The sequence below is a fragment of the Acinetobacter sp. AOR01_HL genome (assembly GCF_027855455.1).
GTDB lineage: Bacteria > Pseudomonadota > Gammaproteobacteria > Pseudomonadales > Moraxellaceae > Acinetobacter > Acinetobacter baumannii.
In genome coordinates this window covers 1-22,768 of sequence record NZ_JAKTIM010000053.1, presented here as the reverse complement: position 1 = coordinate 22,768, position 22,768 = coordinate 1, and the positions used below count along the sequence as shown (strand labels likewise).

The following is a 22,768-nucleotide window of genomic DNA, read 5'->3' as shown; positions in this document are numbered from 1 at the left end:
TCATTTAAGAAGAAAGCGAATGCGTTACCCTGCATGGAAATATTTACTGATTCTGGTTGTTCTGGTAGTCAGTACATTATACGCACTGCCTAGTCTATATCCGGATGAGCCCGCCGTTCAAATTTCCGGTGCCAAAGCTGGTACCCAAATTGATCAAAGTGTGGTGCAAAAAGCAGAGCAAATTTTAAAAACAGCAAATATTGCAAGCCACGATAATACTTTTACAAATAATGCTGCTCTCTTGCGTGTCAGCTCTTCTGAAGCGCAATTGAAAGCAAAAGAAGTATTACGCCGTGACTTAGGTGATCAATATGTTGTAGCCCTAAACCTTGCACCAACAACTCCAGAATGGTTGCAAAAAATTGGGGCGAAACCAATGAAACTTGGTTTGGACTTACGTGGTGGTGTCCACTTCTTGCTTGAAGTAGATATGGACAAAGCCATTTCCCAACGTATGGAAACCTCTGCCACTGATTTGCGTCGTCAGTTCCGTGAAAACAAAATTAAATTTAACAATCTTGCGTTAAATAATAATGTGATCACTGTTCAGTTTGCTGACAATGCGGATCGTGATGCAGCAATGGATTTTTTACGCCGTAATGGTAATGAATATACCCAACAGGCATTAGCGAGCACGACAGGTTCAATCTTAAAGCTCACTTATACTGATGTACGTCGTCAAGAAATTCAGTCTTATGCAGTTAATCAGAACTTAACAACACTACGTAATCGTATTAACGAACTTGGTGTTGCAGAAGCTTTAGTACAAAGTCAGGGTAGCAACCGTATTGTCGTTGAATTACCGGGTGTTCAAGATACAGCAGAAGCTAAACGTGTTTTAGGCCGTACTGCTAACCTCGAATTCCGTTTGGTATCTGACTTAAATGATCAATATATTGATCCATATACGGGTAAATATAATGGTCAACCGTTACCTCCGGGTACGGAAGTTTTTGCTTATCAGTCTTTAGATAGTGGTCGCCAACTGTTGTTGCAACGTAACCGTATCTTGACTGGTGAACGCGTTCAAAATGCAAGTTCTGGCTTTAGCCAAGACTCTGGTGGTGCCGAAGTAAATATTACGCTCGACAGTGCTGGCGGTAAGCTGATGTCAGATGCAACCCGTAATGCAGTTGGAAAACGCATGGCGGTATTGTTCATCGAAAATAAACAAAAGATTAGCTACGTTACAGATCCAAAAACTGGTGCTCAAACAGAAGTTCGTACACCATATACCGAGTCTGTCGTGATTAATGCCGCAACCGTTCAAGCCGTTTTAGGTTCAACTTTCCGTATTACTGGTTTAAGTTCACCTCAAGAAGCATCTGAACTTGCGTTAATGCTTCGTGCCGGTGCTTTAGCTGCGCCAATGTACTTCGTTGAAGAGCGTGTTGTTGGTCCAAGCCTTGGTCAAGAAAACATTGATAAAGGTGTACTATCAACGCAAATCGGTTTCTTGCTTGTTGCAATCTGGATGGTCGTATTCTTCCGTCTATTTGGTTTAATCGCGAACTTTGCACTTGTATTTAACTTGGCAATGATTTTAACCATTATGTCTTGGATAGGTGCTTCCCTCACCTTACCAGGTATTGCGGGTATCGTCATTACCATTGGTATGGCCGTCGATGCCAACGTACTGATATGTGAACGTATTCGAGAAGAAATGCTCTGGGGGGCCTCACCTAAACAGGCCATTGTGGCGGGTTATGATCGAGCCTATAACACCATTTTCGACTCGAACTTAACAACGTTCCTTGTTGCATTCATTCTGTTTGCAATCGGTACTGGCCCGATTAAAGGTTTCGCCGTGACATTAATGATCGGTATTATTTGCTCAATGTTTACTGCAATTACAGTAACGCGTGCGATTGTACAAATCATTTATGGTAAACGCCGTAACTTGAAAAAGTTGAGCATTTAAGGAGATCTATGATGACTAAAGTGACTCAACAGCCTTCAAAACAATATGGTCGTCCGGATGATGCAAAAATCATCCCGTTCATGAAGATTGCTAAACCTGCAGCAATCTTCTCGATCCTTATTACTTTAGCGAGCATTTTCTTTATTGCGACCAAAGGTCTTAACTTAGGTTTGGATTTTACAGGTGGTGTTTCAGCTGAGCTTAACTATGCTCAGCCAGCAAATCAGGCAGAAGTTATTCAGGCTCTCGACAAAGCTGGTTTTAAAGATGCTGTAGTACAAACTTTGGGTAGTAATAAAGACTTACTTGTTCGCATGCCAGTACAAGATATTAAGGTTGAAGATCTTAATAATGCGATTACCAAAGCTGTGCAATTGCCAAACAATGCAGCAGAAGTTCATAAAGTGGACTCTGTAGGTGGTCAGGTAGGTAACGAGCTTTATGTTCGTTCGGCTGGTGCTGTTGCACTTGCGCTGATTTTAATGTTGATCTATGTCACCATTCGCTTTGAGTTCAAACTCGCAATGGGTGCCGTGATGTCTTTATTCCATGACATCATCATCATTATTGGTGCATTTGCTTTATTCCAATGGCCATTTGACCTAACAGTTTTAGCTGCGGTACTTGCGGTGATTGGTTTCTCGCTTAACGATAACATCGTGGTTTCAGACCGTATCCGTGAAAATTTCCGTAAAATTCGCGGTGCAACTCCACGTGAAATCGTTGATATTGCGTTAACTGAGACTTTACGCCGTACCATCCATACCTCAATGACCTTATTGCTCGTAGTACTTGCAATGATGTTCTTAGGTGGTGATGGCTTACACTGGTTCTCTGTTGCAATGTTTGTCGGTGTCTTTGTCGGTACTTACTCTTCGATTTATATCGGTACAGCATTTGCCTTATGGCGTGGTCTTAACCGTCAAGACTTCATTGTTCAGGTCAAACCTGAATTTGAAGATGAAATCCCTTGATTGTCTAAATAAGACTATAAAAAAACCGCGATTTATTCGCGGTTTTTTTATTTGGTTCAAAAATTATTTACGGCGTAATGCATCCGAAATAGCTTCAACCAATTGTTGAGAAATTTCTTGCTTAGATGCTTTCTCTAACTCACGTTTTTTCATATGGTAACTTTCAGCAAAAAATACTGTCATCGCATTTTCATCAGAAGCAAAGCCAATATCAGCACGAGAAACATCGTTACATGCAATCATATCTAGCTTTTTAGCAACCAGTTTCCCTGCTGCATATTCTTCAACATTCTGCGTTTCGGCAGCAAAGCCCACCATAAATGGACGTTTTTCCTGAGCTGCAATCGTTGCCACAATATCCGGATTTTTTACAAGGGAAACATTCAGCTCATCCCCTGCTTTCTTAATTTTATGCTCTGCCACTTCGGCGACGCGATAATCAGCTACAGCCGCCGTCGCAATAAAGATGTCACAGCCAGTCTCAAGCGACTCCATACTGACATCTAACATTTGTCGAGCCGAAGCAACATTTACACGTTGAACACCGTTTGGAGTATCTAAACTTACGGGACCAGCAATTAACGTAACTTTTGCGCCTGCTGCATAACATGCCGCAGCTAAAGCAAAGCCCATTTTTCCAGTACTATGATTTGAGATATAACGGACAGGGTCAATCGCCTCACGGGTTGGTCCGGCAGTAATTACAACTCGCTTACCTGCCAACAACCCAAATTTTTCAGCAATTGCACGTTGGGCTTGATGGAAATAACCCGCCACTTGCCTTGCAATTTCTTCCGGTTCCGGCATACGGCCTAAGCCTACATCACCACACGCCTGCTCCCCTGCATCTGGCATAATCACATGCACGCCATCTTCAACCAGAGTTTGTAAATTACGCTGAGTTGCTTTTGCAGCCCACATTTGCTGGTTCATCGCAGGAGCGACCCACACAGGCGCTTTAGTTGCTAAAAATAAAGTACTGAGTAAGTCATCTGCCAAACCATTAGCAAACTTAGCTAATGTGTCACAGCTTGCTGGAGCAACCAGTAATAAATCAGCCCAACGAGCCAATTCAATATGGCCCATTCCAGCTTCAGCCTCAGGGTCTAAAAGCTCGGTATGTACAGGATTTCCTGAAAGAGCCTGAAAGGTTAGAGGTGTAATAAATGCTTGAGCCCCGTGCGTCATCACAACCCGAACGTCAAAACCATAATCTTTAAGACGACGGACCAAAATGGCACTCTTATAGGCAGCAATCCCACCTGTAACAGCTAAAACAATGTTTTTATGAGGAATAACACTTAAATCAAAGCTCACGAACAGGATACCTTTCTGTTGCAGTGGCGCTCACAATAGCATTAAATACGCGCAGACCCAAGATTGATTGGGCAAACAAAATAAATTTTTAAGCAGAATATTGCTGGGGAATATGAATACTTCTATTAAAAATTGGCCAGAACAAGAACGGCCAAGAGAACGGTTATTACAACAAGGCCCTCAAAGCCTTTCTGACTCTGAACTACTCGCGATCTTTCTTCGCTCAGGTTCACGTCAACATTCAGCAGTAGAGCTCGCACGTTTACTGATTCAACAGTTTGGTAGTCTAAACGCTGTTTTCGATGCATCTTACAATGAATTAGCTCAATTTAATGGTATTGGAGCTACCAAGTATTCCCAATTACTGGCCGTAAAAGAGCTTGGACGGCGTTATCTCGACTATCATTTTAGTCAGACTGAGCTAAGCCTTCATTCTTCTCATTTAGTTCTAGATTATTTGCGTTACGAATTAAAAGGTGAAAAACAAGAAGTCTTTGCCGTACTTTGCTTAGATGCCGAGTTGAGAAAACTACATTTTAAAAAGTTATTTTTTGGTTCAGTTCAACACTGCGCTGTTTCAGTGAATCAAACCTTACGTTATGCCTTACAACAGCACGCTTGCCAATTAGTAATAGCACATAACCACCCATTTGGTTCCCCACAGCCCTCTCCTGAAGATATTAAACTCACACAGCAACTTGAACAGGCCTGTCAGCTTGTTGAAATTCGTCTGCTGGACCATTTTATTATCTCGCCAGAAGGTAGCTTTTCATTTGCTGAACAACAACTGCTCAACCCTACTTCAATAGCCGTTCAATGATATTGACAAAGCATCACTAAGCTTAGAATATCAAAAACAAAAATAGCGACGTTTAAAATAAAATGATTGTTCGTGAACAGCCCAGTATTTTTAAAGTTTTATTCTCTTGGCGAGGGACGATATTACCAAAAATTTTGCCCTCTTTAGGGGTAGTAATGCTGATTTCGGCAATCATTGGTGGGGTTGAATATATTAATCTCTACCGTTTTCCAGAAATTCCTTTAGTTGGCTTTACTTTAATTGGTGTCGTACTTTCTATTTTTTTAGGTTTTAAGAATACTGCATGTTATGACCGCTGGTGGGAAGCCCGAAAATTATGGGGGGTCCTGATTGCAACTTCGCGTCATTTCGACCGTGACTGCCGGATTTTAACTCAAGCCCGCCGTGAACGTGTCATTCAGCACGTTATTGTATTCGCCAATGTGTTACGTGACCGTTTACGCCGTCAAACAGCCAACCCCACCGAGCTAATACAAACCAGTGGCATGAGCCAACAAGCACTTACCCAACTTTACCAACAAAATAACGCACCTCAATATACGCTTAGCCTTATTCAATGGGAATTATTACAAGCGCTTAAAGAAGGGGAAATTTCAGATATTATTTATGCTCAAATGAATAAGAATGTTGCAGATCTAAGTGTCGTACAAACTGGCTGTGACCGTATTGCAAATACTCCTATTCCGTTTGCTTATTCAGTTTTGCTTAACCGTACTGTTTATTTTTTCTGTTTTATGTTGCCGTTTAGCTTAGGATCTTTGCTTGGTTTAGCAACGCCTTTACTGGTTGGAATTCTGGCTTATACATTTTTAGGACTTGATGCTTTAAGTACTGAAATTGAAGAACCATTTGGCACGCAAAGTAATGATTTACCTTTAGATGCAATGGTACGTAGTATCGAAATTGAGCTTTTGGGGACACTTGGTAAGCCCACACCTCCTCCAATTCAAGCTCAAGATAACAACTTGCTCTAAAATGCGATTAGATAAAACGCTCCCAAATGCCTTGCTGGTTACTCGCTGGTTTAGGGGTGTTTCCTAATTTAATCCACGGCATATTTTCACCATGAAAATCGCTACCAATTGAAATAGCCAAATGATGCTGGTCAATCATACGATCAATCATCTGGCGAGTAGATAAAGGATCTACAGGAGGCGGCAACTCCACTGCATCTCCACCATAACTTGCGAATATCTCAATCAAATACCGGGTATTTGTAGCCGATAAATCATAACGGGTTGGATGAGCTAAAACTGCAAATCCTTTACTGTTATGAATAACCTCAATGGTTTCTTTTAAACTCAATCCTTCAAACTTTACAAAAGCACGCTTCCCTTCTTTTAAAAAACGATCAAAAGCTTGTTGAGGACGACTTACTACATTCTTTTCAACTAAGGTTTTAGCAATATGGGTTCTGGTAATCCGGTCTGGTTGATTTTCAACTTTATCGAGAACATCTTGATAAATATCAAAGCCAATACACTTTTTTAATAGTTCACAAATAACTTCTGCTCTTTGTGCTCTAATTCTTTTTTGTTGTTCTAATGCTTCTAAAATTGGAGCTTCATCTTGCATATTTAAAGCCACAATATGTACGCCATAGCTTTTTTTCGTGCTTGGTCGTGACCACTGGCTTGAAATCTCCACACCAGAAATAATTTGCAAATCATGGGGTTGTGCAGCATTTCTTGCACGCTGCAATCCATCCATCGTATCGTGATCGGTTAGCGCTAAAGTATGCAACTTCACATCGACAGCAGCTTGCACTAGCAATTCCGGAGACAAAGTTCCATCAGAAATATTGCTATGTGTATGTAAATCTATGCCTTGCATCTTTTATACTATGCCATTCACCAAACCTGATCAGATACTCTAACATGAAAGCACTACTGGACTTTGTTCCATTAATTATTTTCTTTTATTTATATAAGACAGTTGATCCAGCCGATACACAGCATCCTTTACTCAAACTGATCGGGTCTGCTGGCGGTGTTGATAATAATAATATTCTTGTCGCTACTACCGGTTTAATTATTTCAATGCTGGTAGTGTATGGTGCGTTGTTCATCATGCAAAAGTTCCGTCTAGATAAACAGCAATGGATTGTGCTGTTCATGACAGTCATTTTTGGTGGTATTACCCTTATGTTGAGCGATGATTTTTACATCCGCTTAAAAGCCGCTATTTTGAATCTAGTTTTTGCAGGTGCTTTCTTAGTTTCACCTTGGTTTGGTAAAGACCGTAAGCCTCTTATTCAACGTTTATTTGATCCGATTTTAGCCTTAAGCGAAAAAGGTTGGAAAAATTTAAACTTTGCTTGGGCAGCTATGTTTGTCGTGATGTCTGGTTTACATGTTTTCTTTGCGTTTTTATTCCACGGCGGAAAATATTGGGGCGAATTTACTGCATTTGGTGACATGATTGTCATGTTTTCATTTATCATTATTCAGTTCATTATTTTACGTAAACATTTTAAGTCACCAGATGCTTAATGTGGTTTCGGATTGATTATAGAGATACGATGACATGCCTTTTTTTGTTCTAAGCTGTACCGATAACGAAGGAACTCTAGAGAAACGTTTAGCAGTACGTCCTCAACATATCGAACGTTTGCAAAAACTTGATGATGAAGGTCGTCTAGTTGCTGCTGGAGCGATGCCAAAAGACCCTAATGACCCGCAAGCTGGTTTCTATGGCAGCACCATGATTGTAGAGTTTGATACACGTGAAGCCTTAGATGAATGGTTAAAAGAAGAACCATTTTTGAAAGAAGGCATCTATAGTCATGTTGATGTCAAACCATTTAATAAAGCATTTCCAAAAGGGTAAACGCATGCAGCTTGCAACCAAAAGCTTTCTTGGCTTGTGTTTGATATGTTCAACTGCCGGAGCAGTTGAACCTGCTGCGACACCAGCAACGCCTCCAACTGCAGCGTCGACACAAAATGCTAAACCAGCACCTACTTCTGCAACTGTAGCTAAACCCGCGACTACAACAGCACCAACCACAACACAACCGCTTACAGCAGAACAAATCGCAAAGAACAAGCAACAGCAAGATGCAAAAATTAAGGCTTTAGTTCAAGATCAAGCATCTCGTCTAAAACAGCTAGAACATGCAAACCTTGAAGCGCTAGCACAAAACCAAGAATTGCAGCTAAAGAACGATAACTTGTCTGTTCAGGTACAAGTTTTACAAAGTGAACGTAGTGCTCAAATGTTCTTATATGGCGCAGTAACTCTTGCAGGTGGCGTACTGCTTGGCTTCTTTATTGCGAGTTATGTTTACACCAAACGTCGACGTCAGTGGTAATCCTGAGCGACTTATTAAACCGAATGAACAAATCAAACCGTATACAAACTGCTGAGCTGGATTGGGAATCTATTGATGGTATTGAAGTTCCCATTTCCAAACAATTTGGTGATGTCTATTTTTCTAAAGATAATGGTCTGCTTGAAACACGGCATGTATTTTTAAATGGCAATGACCTATCAGAACGATTAGCCAATTTACAAGATTTTGAATATTTCAGTGTAGGAGAAACCGGGTTCGGCACTGGTTTAAATATTCTTGCGCTCTGGCAACTATGGCAACAAGTACGTCCAAATAACCACAGTCATTTACATGCAATTAGCGTCGAAAAGTTTCCTTTAAGCAAAGCTGATCTCATTCGTGCTTTAAATGTATGGGATGAACTTAGACCGCTTTCCAAACAACTTATTGAGCAATATCCCTTCCCTCTTGCAGGCTGCCATCGTTTAAGTTTTCCAGAAGAGCGCTTCAGCATCGACCTATGGTTAGGAGATGCACAAGATATTTTTCCAAGTATGGTAAAAACGAAGGCAGTGAATGCTTGGTTTCTAGATGGTTTTGCGCCTTCTTGTAATCCGGACATGTGGGAACAAAATGTTTTAAATAATATTGTTCGGCTTTCCGACTATGGCACTACCTTTGCCTCATTTAGTGTAGCTGGTATCCTCAAACGTGGGCTAAAGGCTCACGGAGTCGATATTACTCGTCCTCGCGGTTTTGGGCATAAACGGGAAATGCTTAAAGCCGTTTGGAAAGCACCTGTAAGTGAAGAAATTTTATTAGAACCAGTTAGAGATACTTTCCAATTTACTCAGCAGCGTATCGCCGTAATTGGCGCTGGGATTGCAGGTTTAAGCACAGCTTGGGCATTTGCTCAACGTGGGCATCAGGTCACTCTATTTGAGCGTACAGTGCCGTTATCAGGTGCTTCTGGCAATCCGTTGGCATTGCTTAATCCGAAACTATGCCCAATTGAACAAAGCCATGAGCATCTCATGACTTTAAGCTGGCAACATGCATTAAATTTCTATAAAAATTTTCAAGCCTTTCGTCCCATTCAAATACAGCAAATGGCTTTAAAAAATGCACAAGATCTTCTCGATCTTACTAATCAATATCCTGCTGATATTGTCACGCAGCAAACAAGCTCACTTGAATCAGACTATCCACATATTTTGTTGACCGAAGCTGGAGCAGTTTCTCCGCACCAATTACGTGATGAAATTTTGCAACATCCAGGTATTGAACTGAAAATTGCCAATATCACGACATTTGTTTCTTTTGAAAATAAAGTTCAATTAAAAAGTGGTAATGAAACTACTTTAGAAGCTGATCATGTCGTGGTGTGCTGCGCCAGAGAAAGTGCTGCTTTATTTGAAAATTATCCGCTATTAAAACCTATACGTGGACAGGTGAGCTGGGTTGATAATTCTTTTGCAACCTTACCTTTAAACGAAGCCTATAGCTATGGCGGTTATTGTATGCAACTGAATACGTCTGAACTTATTCTAGGGGCTTCTTTCTACCCAAACCGAGACGATCAAGAAGTACTGCTTGATGACCATGTGCATAACTTTGAATTAATCCACAGCGTTTTTCCTCATTATGCAAAACAATTACCGCCAGTCGAACAATGGCAAGGACGAGCATCAGTTCGCGCTCAAAGTCCAGATTATTTTCCAGTTGTGGGAAAAATGCAGAATGAAAGCCGTATTTCTACTTTTGCAGGTTTAGGCTCAAAGGGCTTTTTATTTGCGCCGCTTTGTAGTGAAGTTTTAGTGGCCCAAATTTTAGGTGAAGCTTGTCCTGTTCCCAAAAGCCTATTACAGAAATTAGATGCCCAACGTTTTCAAAAGAAAGTTAAACCTAAGAAACCTTATTTTAAATCTCAATAGTGCACTTGAGAAAATTTGGTCCCAATAAAAAAGCACCCGAAGGTGCTTTTTTTATGCGCCCTGCTCTAGAGGTAAACCTGCGTCACGAGCTGCACGCGTCCCTCCCATCAGCACGACATATTCACGCGAGGCATCTAAGCCTTCTAGTTTCTCAGCTGCACGAGGAGCTTTGCTACCACCACCACATAAAATATAAATCGGCTGATCCGCAGCGACCTGGTTCAAAATATCAGCATTTAAATCATTAATTGGGCGGCTTACCGCACCTTTAACATGCCCTTCTGCATAAGCACTTGAATCACGGACATCCCAGATAACGGCATTTTCTGGGAACTCAAATGTTGTAATTTCTTGTTTACGGATCATTGTGCACTCCTTTGATGTAAACAACACTTGGCAAATGAAGAAAACCCTCTTAGCATCTCAAATATTCTTTCACTTTGTAAAGGTCTAAACTATGCCTTCTTTCGATATTGTTTCTGAATTAGAGTTATTTGAAGTTAATCACGCTGTACAAAACACTCAAAAAGAGATTGCAACACGTTTTGACTTCCGTGGTCATGATGTTTCTATCGAATTAAATGAAAAAAATAAAGAGATAAAAATCAGTACAGAAAGTGATTTCCAGTGTGAACAAGTTTATAACATGTTAGAAAATCACTTTTATAAACGTAAAATTGATGTGCAAGCGCTTGACCCACAGAAAGCAACAGCATCAGGCAAAAATTTTGTACAAGTGATTAAACTAAAAGATGGCCTTGACTCTGATACAGCAAAAAAAATTAATAAAGCCATTAAAGAAAGTGGCATCAAAGTGCAATCATCTATTCAAGGCGACAAAATCCGTGTAACTGATAAAAAGCGTGACACTTTACAACAAGTGATGGCTTTTTTACGTGAACAACAATTTGGTCTGCCATTACAATTTAATAACTTTAAAGATTAATGTCTTAGCATGACATTCCCAATTAAGGTAATCCCATGTCTCAATCCAATCGTCTATTAAAACTGGTAAAAGCAACTTCAAAATTCCCTAAAGGTATTCGGAGTACGCTTTGGAGTAAGGCATTTGGCCGCATTGTGCCAATGGTGGGTACAGCAAACATTCGCTATCTGGAAGTAGATGTAAACCATGTGACGGTTCGCTTAGAAAATCAAAAAAATATGCAGAACCATATTAAAGGTGTCCATGCTGCGGCTATGGCGCTTTTGGCAGAAACTGCAACAGGTTTTCTAACGGGTTTACATATTCCAGATAACCGTATTTTATTAATCAAATCATTACATGTTGATTATTTAAAAGTGGTTGAAGGTGGTTTAACAGCAACAGCGATTCTCTCTACCGAACAGCAAAAATATATTGCTGATCATGAGAAAGGTGAACTTATTATTCCAGTTACAGTGATTGATGATGCTGGTAATGAACCAATTCAATGCCAAATGTTATGGGCATGGTTACCTAAACGTAAGAAATAAAGATATAAAAAAAGCCCAAATTCAAATTTGGGCTTTTTTATTACGATTCTTGAGAGATAAGAAATTTCTGTTTCGCTTCCTCAGGAATCTGACGTTTGTTGCCTTTTACATCTACTGCAACAAAGGTAAAGACCCCTTCAGTAATACGAATTGGGGCACGAGAGTCATCATGGCTATCCCAAACTTCAATTTGCATTTGAATAGAGGTATTACCCACTTTTAGGATTTTGGTATAGCAGCTAATGACAAAGCCTACTTTTACCGGAACCAAAAAGGTCATCTGATTAATGGAAATCGTAGCACAGCGACCACGACTAAAACGCTCCGCGTGAATTGCTCCAGCCAAGTCCATTTGTGACACGATCCACCCACCAAACACATCACCACTCCAGTTTGTATCTGCTGGCATGGCAATCGTTTGTAAGGATAAAATTCCTTCTGGTTTGATATAAGCTTCTGACACCTTAGCTCCCGAAATTCGTTTGAAGTTGTTGATCTAGCCACTGTTGCAATTCAGGCGCGCGTAATGCTCCGCTCATTCGAGCAACTTCTGTGGTTTTATTCATTAATACAAGGGTAGGAATACTTCTCACATTAAATGCTTGGCTTAAGCGAGGAGACTCTTCGGTATTAATCTTGGCAAAAATGACACGTGGATTTTGTTTTGCAACTTGTGCAAAATGTGGCGCCATCATTTTACAAGGTCCGCACCATTCTGCCCATAAATCTATCAAAATAGGCAGATCACTATTTGTGATGTAGTTGCTAAAGTTTTGTTCATTTAACTCAATTGGCGCAAGCGGGAGTAATGGCTGATGACATTGTCCACAACTCGGTTGAGCGGTAAGTTTTTCCTCTGGTACTCTATTTTTTGCACCGCACGATGCACATACAATAATCATTTACATCACTCCTATATGCTGATGTAAAAATTCTAATTGGGTCGTCACTGCTTTTTCAAACCATGAACCGTGATAGATATCAAAATGTTTCATATCCCATTCATGATAACTCACAAAAGGAGCAATATTAGTCGCAGCTTCACGACTAGACTCAATTGGAATCAAAGAATCATGCTGAGCCGCAATAAATAAAACTGGAATATTAATTTGACGTACAAGTTGAATTGGGCGATAACGCATCAAATTAAAAAACACGCGTGCCGGGACTTCTCCACTCCAGTAATAATCCGGATTCACAATCGATAAATAACCATAATAGCTATCTGCTGTTGGCATAAAGCACAATTTATATTGATCTACCACAGGCAACCTTTTAGGGTTAAGGCCCATTTTTGAACCCATATAATCTTGGCTCGACAACTTTAAAGCTTGGGGATAACGCTGTAGTGGATATAATTTTGCTGTTTCCGCACCATCAACATATGGAATTTGTACCATAATGGCCTGAATATTCTTTAATTCAGAAGCTAGGCTTAAAGCATATCCCCCACTTAAGGATGTTCCCCACAATACAATTCTTCGGTTATCTATAAATTTACACGTAGAAGCATATTGGATCATGGTCTTCCAGTCTTCTAGTTGAGAGTTGATAGAAATCATCTCTCGGGGCTTACCTGTACTTCCGCCCCAATATCGGTAATCAAATAAAATAACCGCATAGCCAGCTTGAGCAAAACGCTGGGCATATTGGATGAGTTTGAATTGACGCAATCCGGCAAAACCATGTGCCATGATAATTACCGCAGATTTATTATTTGTTTTTGGAATATAAAAGTCAGCTGCGATCATTTCCTGATCACATGGAACATATAAAGGCTCAACCGTATAAGCGTGCATATGTGCTCCGTGGCATTATGGTCGAAGTAATGAATTTACAAAAAACATCCTGATCGCCTTTTAAAAATCTAGAGCTGTTCTTTTACATAAATTTTATCTATGTAGGAACAACGTTTTAGTGTCTTGTATCTCAGGTTAAGCTTAATGCTATGATACAGCATAAGAGGTTTTATTAAATTTTGGAGTGACGAAATGTCAGAGAATGTTGGTTTCGCAGGTCAAATTGGCCCAGAACATGTGGGTCAAGTTGTAGAAAAAGGCTTTAAATCTATTATTAATAACCGTCCTGACATGGAAGGTGGTCCAGAACAACCTACCAGTGCTCAAATTGAAGAAGCAGCACGCCAAGCTGGCCTAGATTATGTTTATCAGCCTGTTGTAGCTGGCCAGATTACTGAACTTGATGTTCGTACTTTTGCAAATCACTATAATGAACTTCCAAAACCGGTCCTCATGTTCTGCCGTACTGGAAACCGTTCAAATAATCTTTATCAATTAGCCAAACAAATGGATTTGTTAGACGATTAAATAAATTCATAAGCTCTATTTTTATTTAAAGATAGAGCTTTTTTTTAATAAAAAAATATATACAACTGCATCAATTCAACAGATATACAAACAGTCTTCAGCTAAAGTTGTGAAATCACTTTTTATTTACTTAGTTATTTTATGAATAAATTGATTTTGTTATTAGTAAGCTGCCTTATTCTCAGCGCGTGTTCATCTATGCAAGTACGCCCTACTGTCGGGGTAAGTATGGGAACAAGCATTTAATTAAATTTTCTTGATGTAAATATCCTGAGCAAGCTCATGAAATATATGTTATTTTGTAAAACTAAAAATTATTTTAAATAACTTATCATTTTAATGGGGATAATGATGAAACTTACTCAAGGGGTATGTGGGCTTACTTTAGCTGTTTTCTTATCAGCTTGTGGTGGAGGTGGTGATGGCTACTATAATCAAAACTCAGACTCGGGTTCAACGACAACACCAACTACACCTTCAACCGATCAAGAACTTGCCAATTCTGTTTTAAATAGTGTAAAGCAAGAAGGAAAATATTTATTTGGTGCATATGATCTTAATAATGAAAGCTTATCAAAAGGTTATATCGATCATGCATTAGATACTTTTGCACAAGGCCCGCTCAAGTTAACTTTAGATATTAGAAAAGTGGACCTTACTAAATATACTGATCATTATCGTGAAAAATGTTTTATTAATAGTACTACAGATTATCGCGCTTGCTACGTATTTAAAGGTGAAGAAATTAAATCATTACTTACAGGTTATAATGATTGGGATTTTGATATTACAGCAGATGATTTAAAGAATATTAAGCTTGCTTCTGATAATATTTCTCCAAATTTACAGGAATATCAATCTAATACCAGAATTTATATTTTTGAGAATGAAAATAAGGATAAAAACTTCCAGGATGTGACTATTACTGGAGCCTTTGCATATCCATTCCAACAGTCATGGGGACTTCAACAAACTAAACAAAAAAGATTTGTCTTAATTAACTCAACCACAAGCGATTATAAAATTACTACAACTACCATGGTCCAAGATCCACAGACAGGCCAGCCAAATGAAAAAGAAGTTACCACAGGCGCAATGAGCGTATATAAAGATAATACCTCAACTGATGGCGATCTCTATGTAATCCAAGGTGGTTCTGGTTTCAATGTACTTATCAATGATAATCCTAATGTTCCTTTCGCAGAACCAATATCATTTGTTGTAAACTCAACTCCTGGCAATACGAATAACGCAACATATAGAGTGAGATTAGGTAAGAATCAAGTATTAAGCTTACCAAATATTACTGGTATTGAAGGAAGTAGAGTTGAGAATGAGGCTCCAACGACGAATATACAGAAGTTTAATGGTAGTATTTATTTAGAAGGACAAAATATTTTTACTTTTAAACAAGATTTGAATGGAAGTACTTTAGACTTTAAACATGTAATTAATGGCGTAAGTATTGAAGGTCAATCTACTAATCAAAATGGAGTTGTTTCAACTACCTTAAAATCACCATTCGCGCAAAAATTTACATTTTAAGTCAAAATAAGCAAAACAAACCCTCTGCTTAGGAGGGTTTTTCTATATATTCTATATGTCTATCTCTAAAAAACAGCCCATTAAGAATGTTCGATCTTATTATCATTGGCGCGGGTACGGCTGGTATTAGCGCTTATAAAGAAGCAGTAAAATACACTAATAATCTTTTAATTATAAATGATGGCCCTTGGGATACCACTTGCGCACGTGTAGGATGTATGCCAAGTAAAGTCTTAATCTCTACTGCAAACCGTATGCATGATATACAAAATGCTCAAGAGGTTGGGCTAAGTGCTTCAGCAGATATTAATACTGATCAGGTTATGGAGCATGTGAGAACCTTACGTGATCGTTTTACTAAGGCCACATTAAAAGATGTCGAACAATGGCCCACTGAACATAAAATTTCGGGTAAAGCTTATTTTATTGATGCAAAAACTATTGAAGTAAATGGTAAACGATATCAGTCAAAAAGTTTTATTTTAGCAGTAGGCTCTACACCTAATTATAATCAAACTTGGAAACAAGAATTAGGTGATCGTCTTATTACTACAGATCAAATATTTGAATTAAGCACCCTACCCAAGTCTATCGCTATTATTGGAAGTGGAGTAATTGCCCTAGAAATTGCTCAAGCCATGCATCGCTTGGGTGTAGAAACCACTATATTCGCTCGTAGTAAAAGAATTGGGATATTTACTAGTCCTAAGCTACAACAACTCGCTCAAGAAGAACTGAGTAAAGAGTTAAATTTTTTATTTGAGACATTGCCTCTTGAGGTTAAGTCTACTTCTGATGGCGTTATTTTGAATTATAAAATTAATGAAAAAGAGGAGTCTATCCAAACTGAGTACGTGTTATCTGCAACAGGTCGTTCGAGCTTACTTGACACGCTAAAGCTAGAAAATATTGATAAGTCTTTTAAAGATATTAAATTACTACCTGTAAATGCAAAAACTAAACAATTAGATAACTATCCAATTTTTATTGCTGGTGATGCATACACTTCTACTCCTTTACAACATGAAGCTGCCCATGAAGGTAAAAAAGTTGTTCATAACTGTTTAAATTATCCACAGGTAAACGCAGTTAAGACCCTCCCTCCCTTAGGAATTGTATTTAGTCATCCAGAAATGGCAATTGTGGGACAAAATTATAAACAACTTAAAGATAATGGAGTAGATTTTGTTACAGGTGAAGCATCTTATGAAAGACAAGGTAGAGCTATCGTACTCGGGAAAAATAAGGGTGCTATTGAAGTTTATATAGAGCGAGAAAGTCAGAAATTGCTTGGTGCAGAGTTATTTACCGAAGCTACAGAACATATGGCTCATCTATTAAGCTGGATTATTGGAGAAGAGCTAACTTTAAATGATATTTTAGAGAAACCTTTTTATCATCCAACACTAGAAGAAGGCCTGCGTACTGCTCTTAAACATGCTCGCAGGCAGTTGAAATAATTATTATTAAAAGAGAGCTTTCTTGCAAAGTTAGCTCTTTATACTTCAAGAAGCCTTCTTCTGTTGAGTGCTACATTTTTGCTTGATTGAGGCTAAGCTTGTTCAGCTAGATAATACACAGTTTATTTTTATTACCTAGCCACTTTTACCCCTTTCCCATATAAAAAAACACCCCAACCTCTTTTGAGATTGGGGTGTTTAGAATAATGAGCTGGCGATGACTTACTCTCACATGGGTAATCCCACACTACCATCAGCGCTAAGAGGTTTCACTTCTGAGTTCGGGAAGGGATCAGGTGGTTCACTCTTGCTATGGTCGCCAGCACAACTGTTTATGGATACTTGCTTAGGTCTTACTTGATGCCGAAGCGTTTTCCAAATCTGTAACAGACTGGGCTGAATTGAATCTTACTTTATCTGTTCATTTTAGCTAGAGGTATAACTAAATCAAGTTGTCTTGCATATTTAAGAATCGATTGATGCTTCATATACAACTGCTTGGGTGTTGTATAGTCAAGCCTCACGAGCAATTAGTATTGGTCAGCTTCACATATCACTATGCTTCCACATCCAACCTATCAACGTCCTAGTCTCGAACGGCTCTTTAGAGGACATAAAGTCCTAGGGAAATCTTATCTTGAGGTAGGCTTCCCGCTTAGATGCTTTCAGCGGTTATCCCTTCCGAACATAGCTACCCGGCGATGCGACTGGCGTCACAACCGGTACACCAGAGGTTCGTCCACTCTGGTCCTCTCGTACTAGGAGCAGATCCTCTCAAATTTCCAGCGCCCACGGTAGATAGGGACCGAACTGTCTCACGACGTTCTAAACCCAGCTCGCGTACCTCTTTAAATGGCGAACAGCCATACCCTTGGGACCTGCTTCAGCCCCAGGATGAGATGAGCCGACATCGAGGTGCCAAACACCGCCGTCGATATGAACTCTTGGGCGGTATCAGCCTGTTATCCCCAGAGTACCTTTTATCCGTTGAGCGATGGCCCTTCCATACAGAACCACCGGATCACTAAGACCTACTTTCGTACCTGCTCGACTTGTGGGTCTCGCAGTTAAGCGCGCTTTTGCCTTTATACTCTACGCGTGATTTCCGACCACGCTGAGCGCACCTTCGTACTCCTCCGTTACTCTTTAGGAGGAGACCGCCCCAGTCAAACTACCCACCAGACACGGTCCTCGTCCCGGATCACGGGACAGAGTTAGAACCTCAACATTACCAGGGTGGTATTTCAAGGACGGCTCCACTGGAACTAGCGTTCCAGCTTCAAAGCCTCCCACCTATCCTACACAAGTAAGGTCAAAGTTCAGTGTCAAGCTGCAGTAAAGGTTCACGGGGTCTTTCCGTCTAGCCGCGGGTACACTGCATCTTCACAGCGATTTCGATTTCACTGAGCCTCTGCTGGAGACAGCGCCGCCATCATTATGCCATTCGTGCAGGTCGGAACTTACCCGACAAGGAATTTCGCTACCTTAGGACCGTTATAGTTACGGCCGCCGTTTACTGGGGCTTCGATCAAGAGCTTCGCTTACGCTAACCCCATCAATTAACCTTCCAGCACCGGGCAGGCATCACACCCTATACGTCCACTTTCGTGTTTGCAGAGTGCTATGTTTTTAATAAACAGTTGCAGCGGCCTGGTTTCTGCGGCTGTCGTCAGCTCAGGAAGCGAGTTCCATCACCAACAACAGCGTACCTTCTCCCGAAGTTACGGTACCATTTTGCCTAGTTCCTTCAGCAGAGTTCTCTCAAGCGCCTTGGTCTACTCGACCTGACCACCTGTGTCGGTTTCGGGTACGATTCCTGTGTAACTGAAGCTTAGAGACTTTTCCTGGAAGCATGGCATCAACCACTTCGCTGTACAAGTACAGCTTGCTATCAGATCTCAGCATAGAGTACCCCGGATTTGCCTAAGATACATGCCTACATCCTTTCACCTGGACAACCAACGCCAGGCTGATTTAGCCTTCTCCGTCCTCTCATCGCATTACACAGAAGTAATGGAATATTAACCATTTTCCCATCGACTACGCCTTTCGGCCTCGCCTTAGGGGTCGACTCACCCAGCCCCGATTAACGTTGGACTGGAACCCTTGGTCTTTCGGCGAACGGGTTTTTCACCCGTTTTGTCGTTACTCACGTCAGCATTCGCACTTCTGATACCTCCAGCATGCTTCTCAACACACCTTCATCGGCTTACAGAACGCTCCCCTACCACGTATACAAAGTATACATCCGCAGCTTCGGCACATAGTTTTAGCCCCGTTACATCTTCCGCGCAGGCCGACTCGACTAGTGAGCTATTACGCTTTCTTTAAAGGGTGGCTGCTTCTAAGCCAACCTCCTAGCTGTCTATGCCTTCCCACATCGTTTCCCACTTAACTATGATTTTGGGGCCTTAGCTGGCGGTCTGGATTGTTTTCCTCTTGACTACGGACGTTAGCACCCGCAGTCTGTCTCCCGGATAGTACTCATAGGTATTCGGAGTTTGCATCGGTTTGGTAAGTCGGGATGACCCCCTAGCCGAAACAGTGCTCTACCCCCTATGGTATTCGTCCGAGGCGCTACCTAAATAGCTTTCGGGGAGAACCAGCTATCACCAGGCTTGATTAGCCTTTCACCCCTATCCACAAGTCATCCCCTGGCTTTTCAACGACAGTGGGTTCGGTCCTCCAGTTAGTGTTACCCAACCTTCAACCTGCTCATGGATAGATCGCCTGGTTTCGGGTCTATACCCAGCAACTAAACGCCCTATTAAGACTCGATTTCTCTACGGCTCCCCTATACGGTTAACCTCGCTACTGAATATAAGTCGCTGACCCATTATACAAAAGGTACGCAGTCACACCACGAAGGTGCTCCCACTGCTTGTATGCATGCGGTTTCAGGATCTATTTCACTCCCCTCACAGGGGTTCTTTTCGCCTTTCCCTCACGGTACTGGTTCACTATCGGTCAGTCAGGAGTATTTAGCCTTGGAGGATGGTCCCCCCATATTCAGACAAGGTTTCACGTGCCTCGCCCTACTCGTCATCATTATGTGTGCCCTTTCGTGTACGGGAATATCACCCTCTACGTTCGCACTTCCCAGAGCGTTCCACTAAAACACACATAACTTAATGGGCTGATCCCCGTTCGCTCGCCGCTACTGAGGGAATCTCAATTGATTTCTTTTCCTAAGGGTACTGAGATGTTTCACTTCCCCTCGTTCGCCTTGCAACACTATGTATTCATGTTGCAATACCTACCTTAAAGTAGGTGGGTTCCCCCATTCAGACATCTCCGGATCAAAGGATATTTGCCGCCTCCCCGGAGCTTTTCGCAGGCTATCACGTCTTTCATCGCCTCTGACTGCCAAGGCATCCACCACATGCACTTAATTACTTGACTATACAACCCCAAACAGTCGATGTTACCTACAAGTTAGTAACTTCAACATTTCAGTTTAGAGCACTGTGCACTTAAGCACCGTACAGCTTCAATCTAAATTCACATACCAAAACGCTTGATTCAGTTAATTTGCTAGTTCTCAATTCATCTAGATTAATCGCTTAACCTAAACTCTTGAGTGAACAATTTATTTCAGACTCAATTTTGCCAATCTGTTAATGAGTTAATGTGTCTTCGTCAGATCACACTAATTACCGTGATAATGAAATCACAGAAGTTAATAAACCAAGATCTCAATCTTTATTTACTAATTTCTGTAATCCGAACTTATCTTAAGTTCTGGTGGAGACTAGGAGAGTCGAACTCCTGACCTCCTGCGTGCAAAGCAGGCGCTCTACCAACTAAGCTAAGTCCCCAGCTTACATCATCAATCATGTATCTTTTATCTATAACTTCAACCAGTCAAAGTCATGGTGGGTCTGACAAGACTTGAACTTGTGACCCCACGCTTATCAAGCGTGTGCTCTAACCAACTGAGCTACAGACCCTCAGATACATCTATGAAGAACAACTTGTTGTGGATTCTTACCAATCGTCAATCTTTCGTTAAGGAGGTGATCCAGCCGCAGGTTCCCCTACGGCTACCTTGTTACGACTTCACCCCAGTCATCGGCCACACCGTGGTAACCGCCCTCTTTGCAGTTAGGCTAGCTACTTCTGGTGCAACAAACTCCCATGGTGTGACGGGCGGTGTGTACAAGGCCCGGGAACGTATTCACCGCGGCATTCTGATCCGCGATTACTAGCGATTCCGACTTCATGGAGTCGAGTTGCAGACTCCAATCCGGACTACGATCGGCTTTTTGAGATTAGCATCACATCGCTGTGTAGCAACCCTTTGTACCGACCATTGTAGCACGTGTGTAGCCCTGGCCGTAAGGGCCATGATGACTTGACGTCGTCCCCGCCTTCCTCCAGTTTGTCACTGGCAGTATCCTTAAAGTTCCCATCCGAAATGCTGGCAAGTAAGGAAAAGGGTTGCGCTCGTTGCGGGACTTAACCCAACATCTCACGACACGAGCTGACGACAGCCATGCAGCACCTGTATCTAGATTCCCGAAGGCACCAATCCATCTCTGGAAAGTTTCTAGTATGTCAAGGCCAGGTAAGGTTCTTCGCGTTGCATCGAATTAAACCACATGCTCCACCGCTTGTGCGGGCCCCCGTCAATTCATTTGAGTTTTAGTCTTGCGACCGTACTCCCCAGGCGGTCTACTTATCGCGTTAGCTGCGCCACTAAAGCCTCAAAGGCCCCAACGGCTAGTAGACATCGTTTACGGCATGGACTACCAGGGTATCTAATCCTGTTTGCTCCCCATGCTTTCGTACCTCAGCGTCAGTATTAGGCCAGATGGCTGCCTTCGCCATCGGTATTCCTCCAGATCTCTACGCATTTCACCGCTACACCTGGAATTCTACCATCCTCTCCCATACTCTAGCTCACCAGTATCGAATGCAATTCCCAAGTTAAGCTCGGGGATTTCACATCCGACTTAATAAGCCGCCTACGCACGCTTTACGCCCAGTAAATCCGATTAACGCTCGCACCCTCTGTATTACCGCGGCTGCTGGCACAGAGTTAGCCGGTGCTTATTCTGCGAGTAACGTCCACTATCTCTAGGTATTAACTAAAGTAGCCTCCTCCTCGCTTAAAGTGCTTTACAACCATAAGGCCTTCTTCACACACGCGGCATGGCTGGATCAGGGTTCCCCCCATTGTCCAATATTCCCCACTGCTGCCTCCCGTAGGAGTCTGGGCCGTGTCTCAGTCCCAGTGTGGCGGATCATCCTCTCAGACCCGCTACAGATCGTCGCCTTGGTAGGCCTTTACCCCACCAACTAGCTAATCCGACTTAGGCTCATCTATTAGCGCAAGGTCCGAAGATCCCCTGCTTTCTCCCGTAGGACGTATGCGGTATTAGCATCCCTTTCGAGATGTTGTCCCCCACTAATAGGCAGATTCCTAAGCATTACTCACCCGTCCGCCGCTAGGTCCAGTAGCAAGCTACCTTCCCCCGCTCGACTTGCATGTGTTAAGCCTGCCGCCAGCGTTCAATCTGAGCCATGATCAAACTCTTCAGTTAAAATCATTTTGCACCTTATTTATAGACAAGGTACCAATTCTGGCTCATCAATTACTGACTTAAATTTCGCTCAAATAAACTTCGAGTAATTTAAACCAATCAATCAATGAAAATTATTTCGATTAATCAATCAGTAAAAATCCACACAAGTTGTTCTTCAATTCTCTTAATGAT

19 protein-coding genes, 2 tRNA genes and 3 rRNA genes are annotated in these 22,768 nt (G+C 41.4%); 13 read left to right on the top strand and 11 right to left on the bottom strand.

Annotated features, from left to right (window positions below; genetic code table 11):
- Window positions 1-19: 19 nt before the first annotated feature.
- Together secD and secF are read left to right on the top strand one after the other, a co-directional pair.
- Window positions 20-1,921 carry a protein translocase subunit SecD gene (gene secD / locus MKL62_RS16785; RefSeq protein ID WP_002061384.1) on the top strand — a complete coding sequence of 634 codons (1,902 nt, stop codon included), beginning with the start codon at window positions 20-22 and terminating at the stop codon, window positions 1,919-1,921.
- Between the two features lie 8 nt (window positions 1,922-1,929).
- Window positions 1,930-2,895, top strand: coding sequence for a protein translocase subunit SecF (gene secF / locus MKL62_RS16780; RefSeq protein ID WP_001984787.1), 966 nt, complete (start codon window positions 1,930-1,932; stop codon window positions 2,893-2,895).
- A 63-nt stretch (window positions 2,896-2,958) separates the two neighbouring features.
- Here the strand turns inward: secF and coaBC are convergent, their stop codons facing one another.
- A complete protein-coding gene (gene coaBC / locus MKL62_RS16775; protein WP_000006958.1) occupies window positions 2,959-4,212 on the bottom strand; it encodes a bifunctional phosphopantothenoylcysteine decarboxylase/phosphopantothenate--cysteine ligase CoaBC in 1,254 nt (417 codons plus the stop codon).
- A 100-nt stretch (window positions 4,213-4,312) separates the two neighbouring features.
- On the opposite strand from coaBC, the gene radC reads away from it, so the two are divergent.
- Window positions 4,313-5,032 carry a RadC family protein gene (radC, locus tag MKL62_RS16770; RefSeq protein WP_085920667.1) on the top strand — a complete coding sequence of 240 codons (720 nt, stop codon included), beginning with the start codon at window positions 4,313-4,315 and terminating at the stop codon, window positions 5,030-5,032.
- A gap of 62 nt (window positions 5,033-5,094) precedes the next feature.
- Window positions 5,095-6,006: a bestrophin family protein gene (locus tag MKL62_RS16765; RefSeq protein WP_000637023.1), complete on the top strand. Its 912-nt coding sequence runs from the start codon at window positions 5,095-5,097 to the stop codon at window positions 6,004-6,006.
- 7 nt (window positions 6,007-6,013) lie between these two features.
- Here the strand turns inward: MKL62_RS16765 and MKL62_RS16760 are convergent, their stop codons facing one another.
- The gene (locus MKL62_RS16760; protein ID WP_005127949.1) at window positions 6,014-6,865 is read right to left on the bottom strand and encodes a PHP domain-containing protein; all 852 of its coding nucleotides are present in this window, start codon (window positions 6,863-6,865) and stop codon (window positions 6,014-6,016) included.
- Between the two features lie 44 nt (window positions 6,866-6,909).
- Between MKL62_RS16760 and MKL62_RS16755 the strand changes: the two genes are divergently transcribed.
- The 4 genes from MKL62_RS16755 to mnmC are packed head-to-tail and all read left to right on the top strand — an operon-like array spanning window position 6,910 to window position 10,240.
- Complete coding sequence (locus MKL62_RS16755; RefSeq protein WP_000645707.1) at window positions 6,910-7,524, top strand: septation protein IspZ; 615 nt, start codon at window positions 6,910-6,912, stop codon at window positions 7,522-7,524.
- Window positions 7,525-7,558: 34 nt separating this feature from the next.
- A complete protein-coding gene (locus MKL62_RS16750) occupies window positions 7,559-7,861 on the top strand; it encodes a YciI family protein (RefSeq protein ID WP_001115787.1) in 303 nt (100 codons plus the stop codon).
- Window positions 7,862-7,865: 4 nt separating this feature from the next.
- Window positions 7,866-8,345: an SH3 domain-containing protein gene (locus MKL62_RS16745; protein WP_001175201.1), complete on the top strand. Its 480-nt coding sequence runs from the start codon at window positions 7,866-7,868 to the stop codon at window positions 8,343-8,345.
- A gap of 23 nt (window positions 8,346-8,368) precedes the next feature.
- On the top strand, window positions 8,369-10,240 hold the full coding sequence (mnmC, locus tag MKL62_RS16740; protein ID WP_005127945.1) for a bifunctional tRNA (5-methylaminomethyl-2-thiouridine)(34)-methyltransferase MnmC2/FAD-dependent 5-carboxymethylaminomethyl-2-thiouridine(34) oxidoreductase MnmC1: 1,872 nt from the start codon (window positions 8,369-8,371) through the stop codon (window positions 10,238-10,240).
- 51 nt (window positions 10,241-10,291) lie between these two features.
- Here the strand turns inward: mnmC and MKL62_RS16735 are convergent, their stop codons facing one another.
- On the bottom strand, window positions 10,292-10,606 hold the full coding sequence (locus tag MKL62_RS16735; protein WP_000619820.1) for a rhodanese-like domain-containing protein: 315 nt from the start codon (window positions 10,604-10,606) through the stop codon (window positions 10,292-10,294).
- 91 nt (window positions 10,607-10,697) lie between these two features.
- Between MKL62_RS16735 and MKL62_RS16730 the strand changes: the two genes are divergently transcribed.
- Complete coding sequence (locus MKL62_RS16730) at window positions 10,698-11,186, top strand: YajQ family cyclic di-GMP-binding protein (RefSeq protein WP_001138893.1); 489 nt, start codon at window positions 10,698-10,700, stop codon at window positions 11,184-11,186.
- 35 nt (window positions 11,187-11,221) lie between these two features.
- Window positions 11,222-11,716: a DUF4442 domain-containing protein gene (locus tag MKL62_RS16725; protein ID WP_002046687.1), complete on the top strand. Its 495-nt coding sequence runs from the start codon at window positions 11,222-11,224 to the stop codon at window positions 11,714-11,716.
- Between the two features lie 40 nt (window positions 11,717-11,756).
- Here the strand turns inward: MKL62_RS16725 and MKL62_RS16720 are convergent, their stop codons facing one another.
- From MKL62_RS16720 to MKL62_RS16710, 3 genes are read right to left on the bottom strand one after another with little or no spacing between them, the layout of a single operon-like run.
- Window positions 11,757-12,179 (bottom strand): acyl-CoA thioesterase, encoded by a 423-nt coding sequence (locus MKL62_RS16720; protein ID WP_005127942.1) that lies wholly within the window; start codon window positions 12,177-12,179, stop codon window positions 11,757-11,759.
- 1 nt (window position 12,180) lies between these two features.
- Complete coding sequence (gene trxC / locus MKL62_RS16715; protein WP_000587649.1) at window positions 12,181-12,618, bottom strand: thioredoxin TrxC; 438 nt, start codon at window positions 12,616-12,618, stop codon at window positions 12,181-12,183.
- On the bottom strand, window positions 12,619-13,515 hold the full coding sequence (locus tag MKL62_RS16710; protein WP_000543478.1) for an alpha/beta hydrolase: 897 nt from the start codon (window positions 13,513-13,515) through the stop codon (window positions 12,619-12,621).
- Window positions 13,516-13,707: 192 nt separating this feature from the next.
- Here MKL62_RS16710 and MKL62_RS16705 point away from each other — a divergent pair, with 192 nt between their 5' ends.
- The 3 genes from MKL62_RS16705 to MKL62_RS16695 all read left to right on the top strand — a co-directional run bounded on the left by MKL62_RS16705 (window position 13,708) and on the right by MKL62_RS16695 (window position 17,048).
- Complete coding sequence (locus MKL62_RS16705; protein WP_001293924.1) at window positions 13,708-14,043, top strand: protein tyrosine phosphatase family protein; 336 nt, start codon at window positions 13,708-13,710, stop codon at window positions 14,041-14,043.
- 351 nt (window positions 14,044-14,394) lie between these two features.
- Window positions 14,395-15,588, top strand: a complete 1,194-nt coding sequence (locus tag MKL62_RS16700; protein WP_000779309.1) for a hypothetical protein — start codon at window positions 14,395-14,397, stop codon at window positions 15,586-15,588.
- An 86-nt stretch (window positions 15,589-15,674) separates the two neighbouring features.
- A complete protein-coding gene (locus MKL62_RS16695) occupies window positions 15,675-17,048 on the top strand; it encodes a dihydrolipoyl dehydrogenase (RefSeq protein WP_030423625.1) in 1,374 nt (457 codons plus the stop codon).
- Between the two features lie 209 nt (window positions 17,049-17,257).
- Here the strand turns inward: MKL62_RS16695 and rrf are convergent.
- The 5 genes from rrf to MKL62_RS16670 form a co-directional block, all read right to left on the bottom strand.
- Window positions 17,258-17,372: ribosomal RNA gene (gene rrf / locus MKL62_RS16690) — 5S ribosomal RNA — on the bottom strand.
- Window positions 17,373-17,557: 185 nt separating this feature from the next.
- A 23S ribosomal RNA gene (locus tag MKL62_RS16685) occupies window positions 17,558-20,450 on the bottom strand.
- Window positions 20,451-20,790: 340 nt separating this feature from the next.
- A tRNA-Ala gene (locus MKL62_RS16680) sits at window positions 20,791-20,866 on the bottom strand.
- 55 nt (window positions 20,867-20,921) lie between these two features.
- Window positions 20,922-20,998: transfer RNA gene (locus MKL62_RS16675), tRNA-Ile, on the bottom strand.
- 59 nt (window positions 20,999-21,057) lie between these two features.
- Window positions 21,058-22,594: ribosomal RNA gene (locus tag MKL62_RS16670) — 16S ribosomal RNA — on the bottom strand.
- The 16S, 23S and 5S rRNA genes sit together here with 2 tRNA genes alongside, the layout of an rRNA operon.
- Window positions 22,595-22,768: the final 174 nt, after the last annotated feature.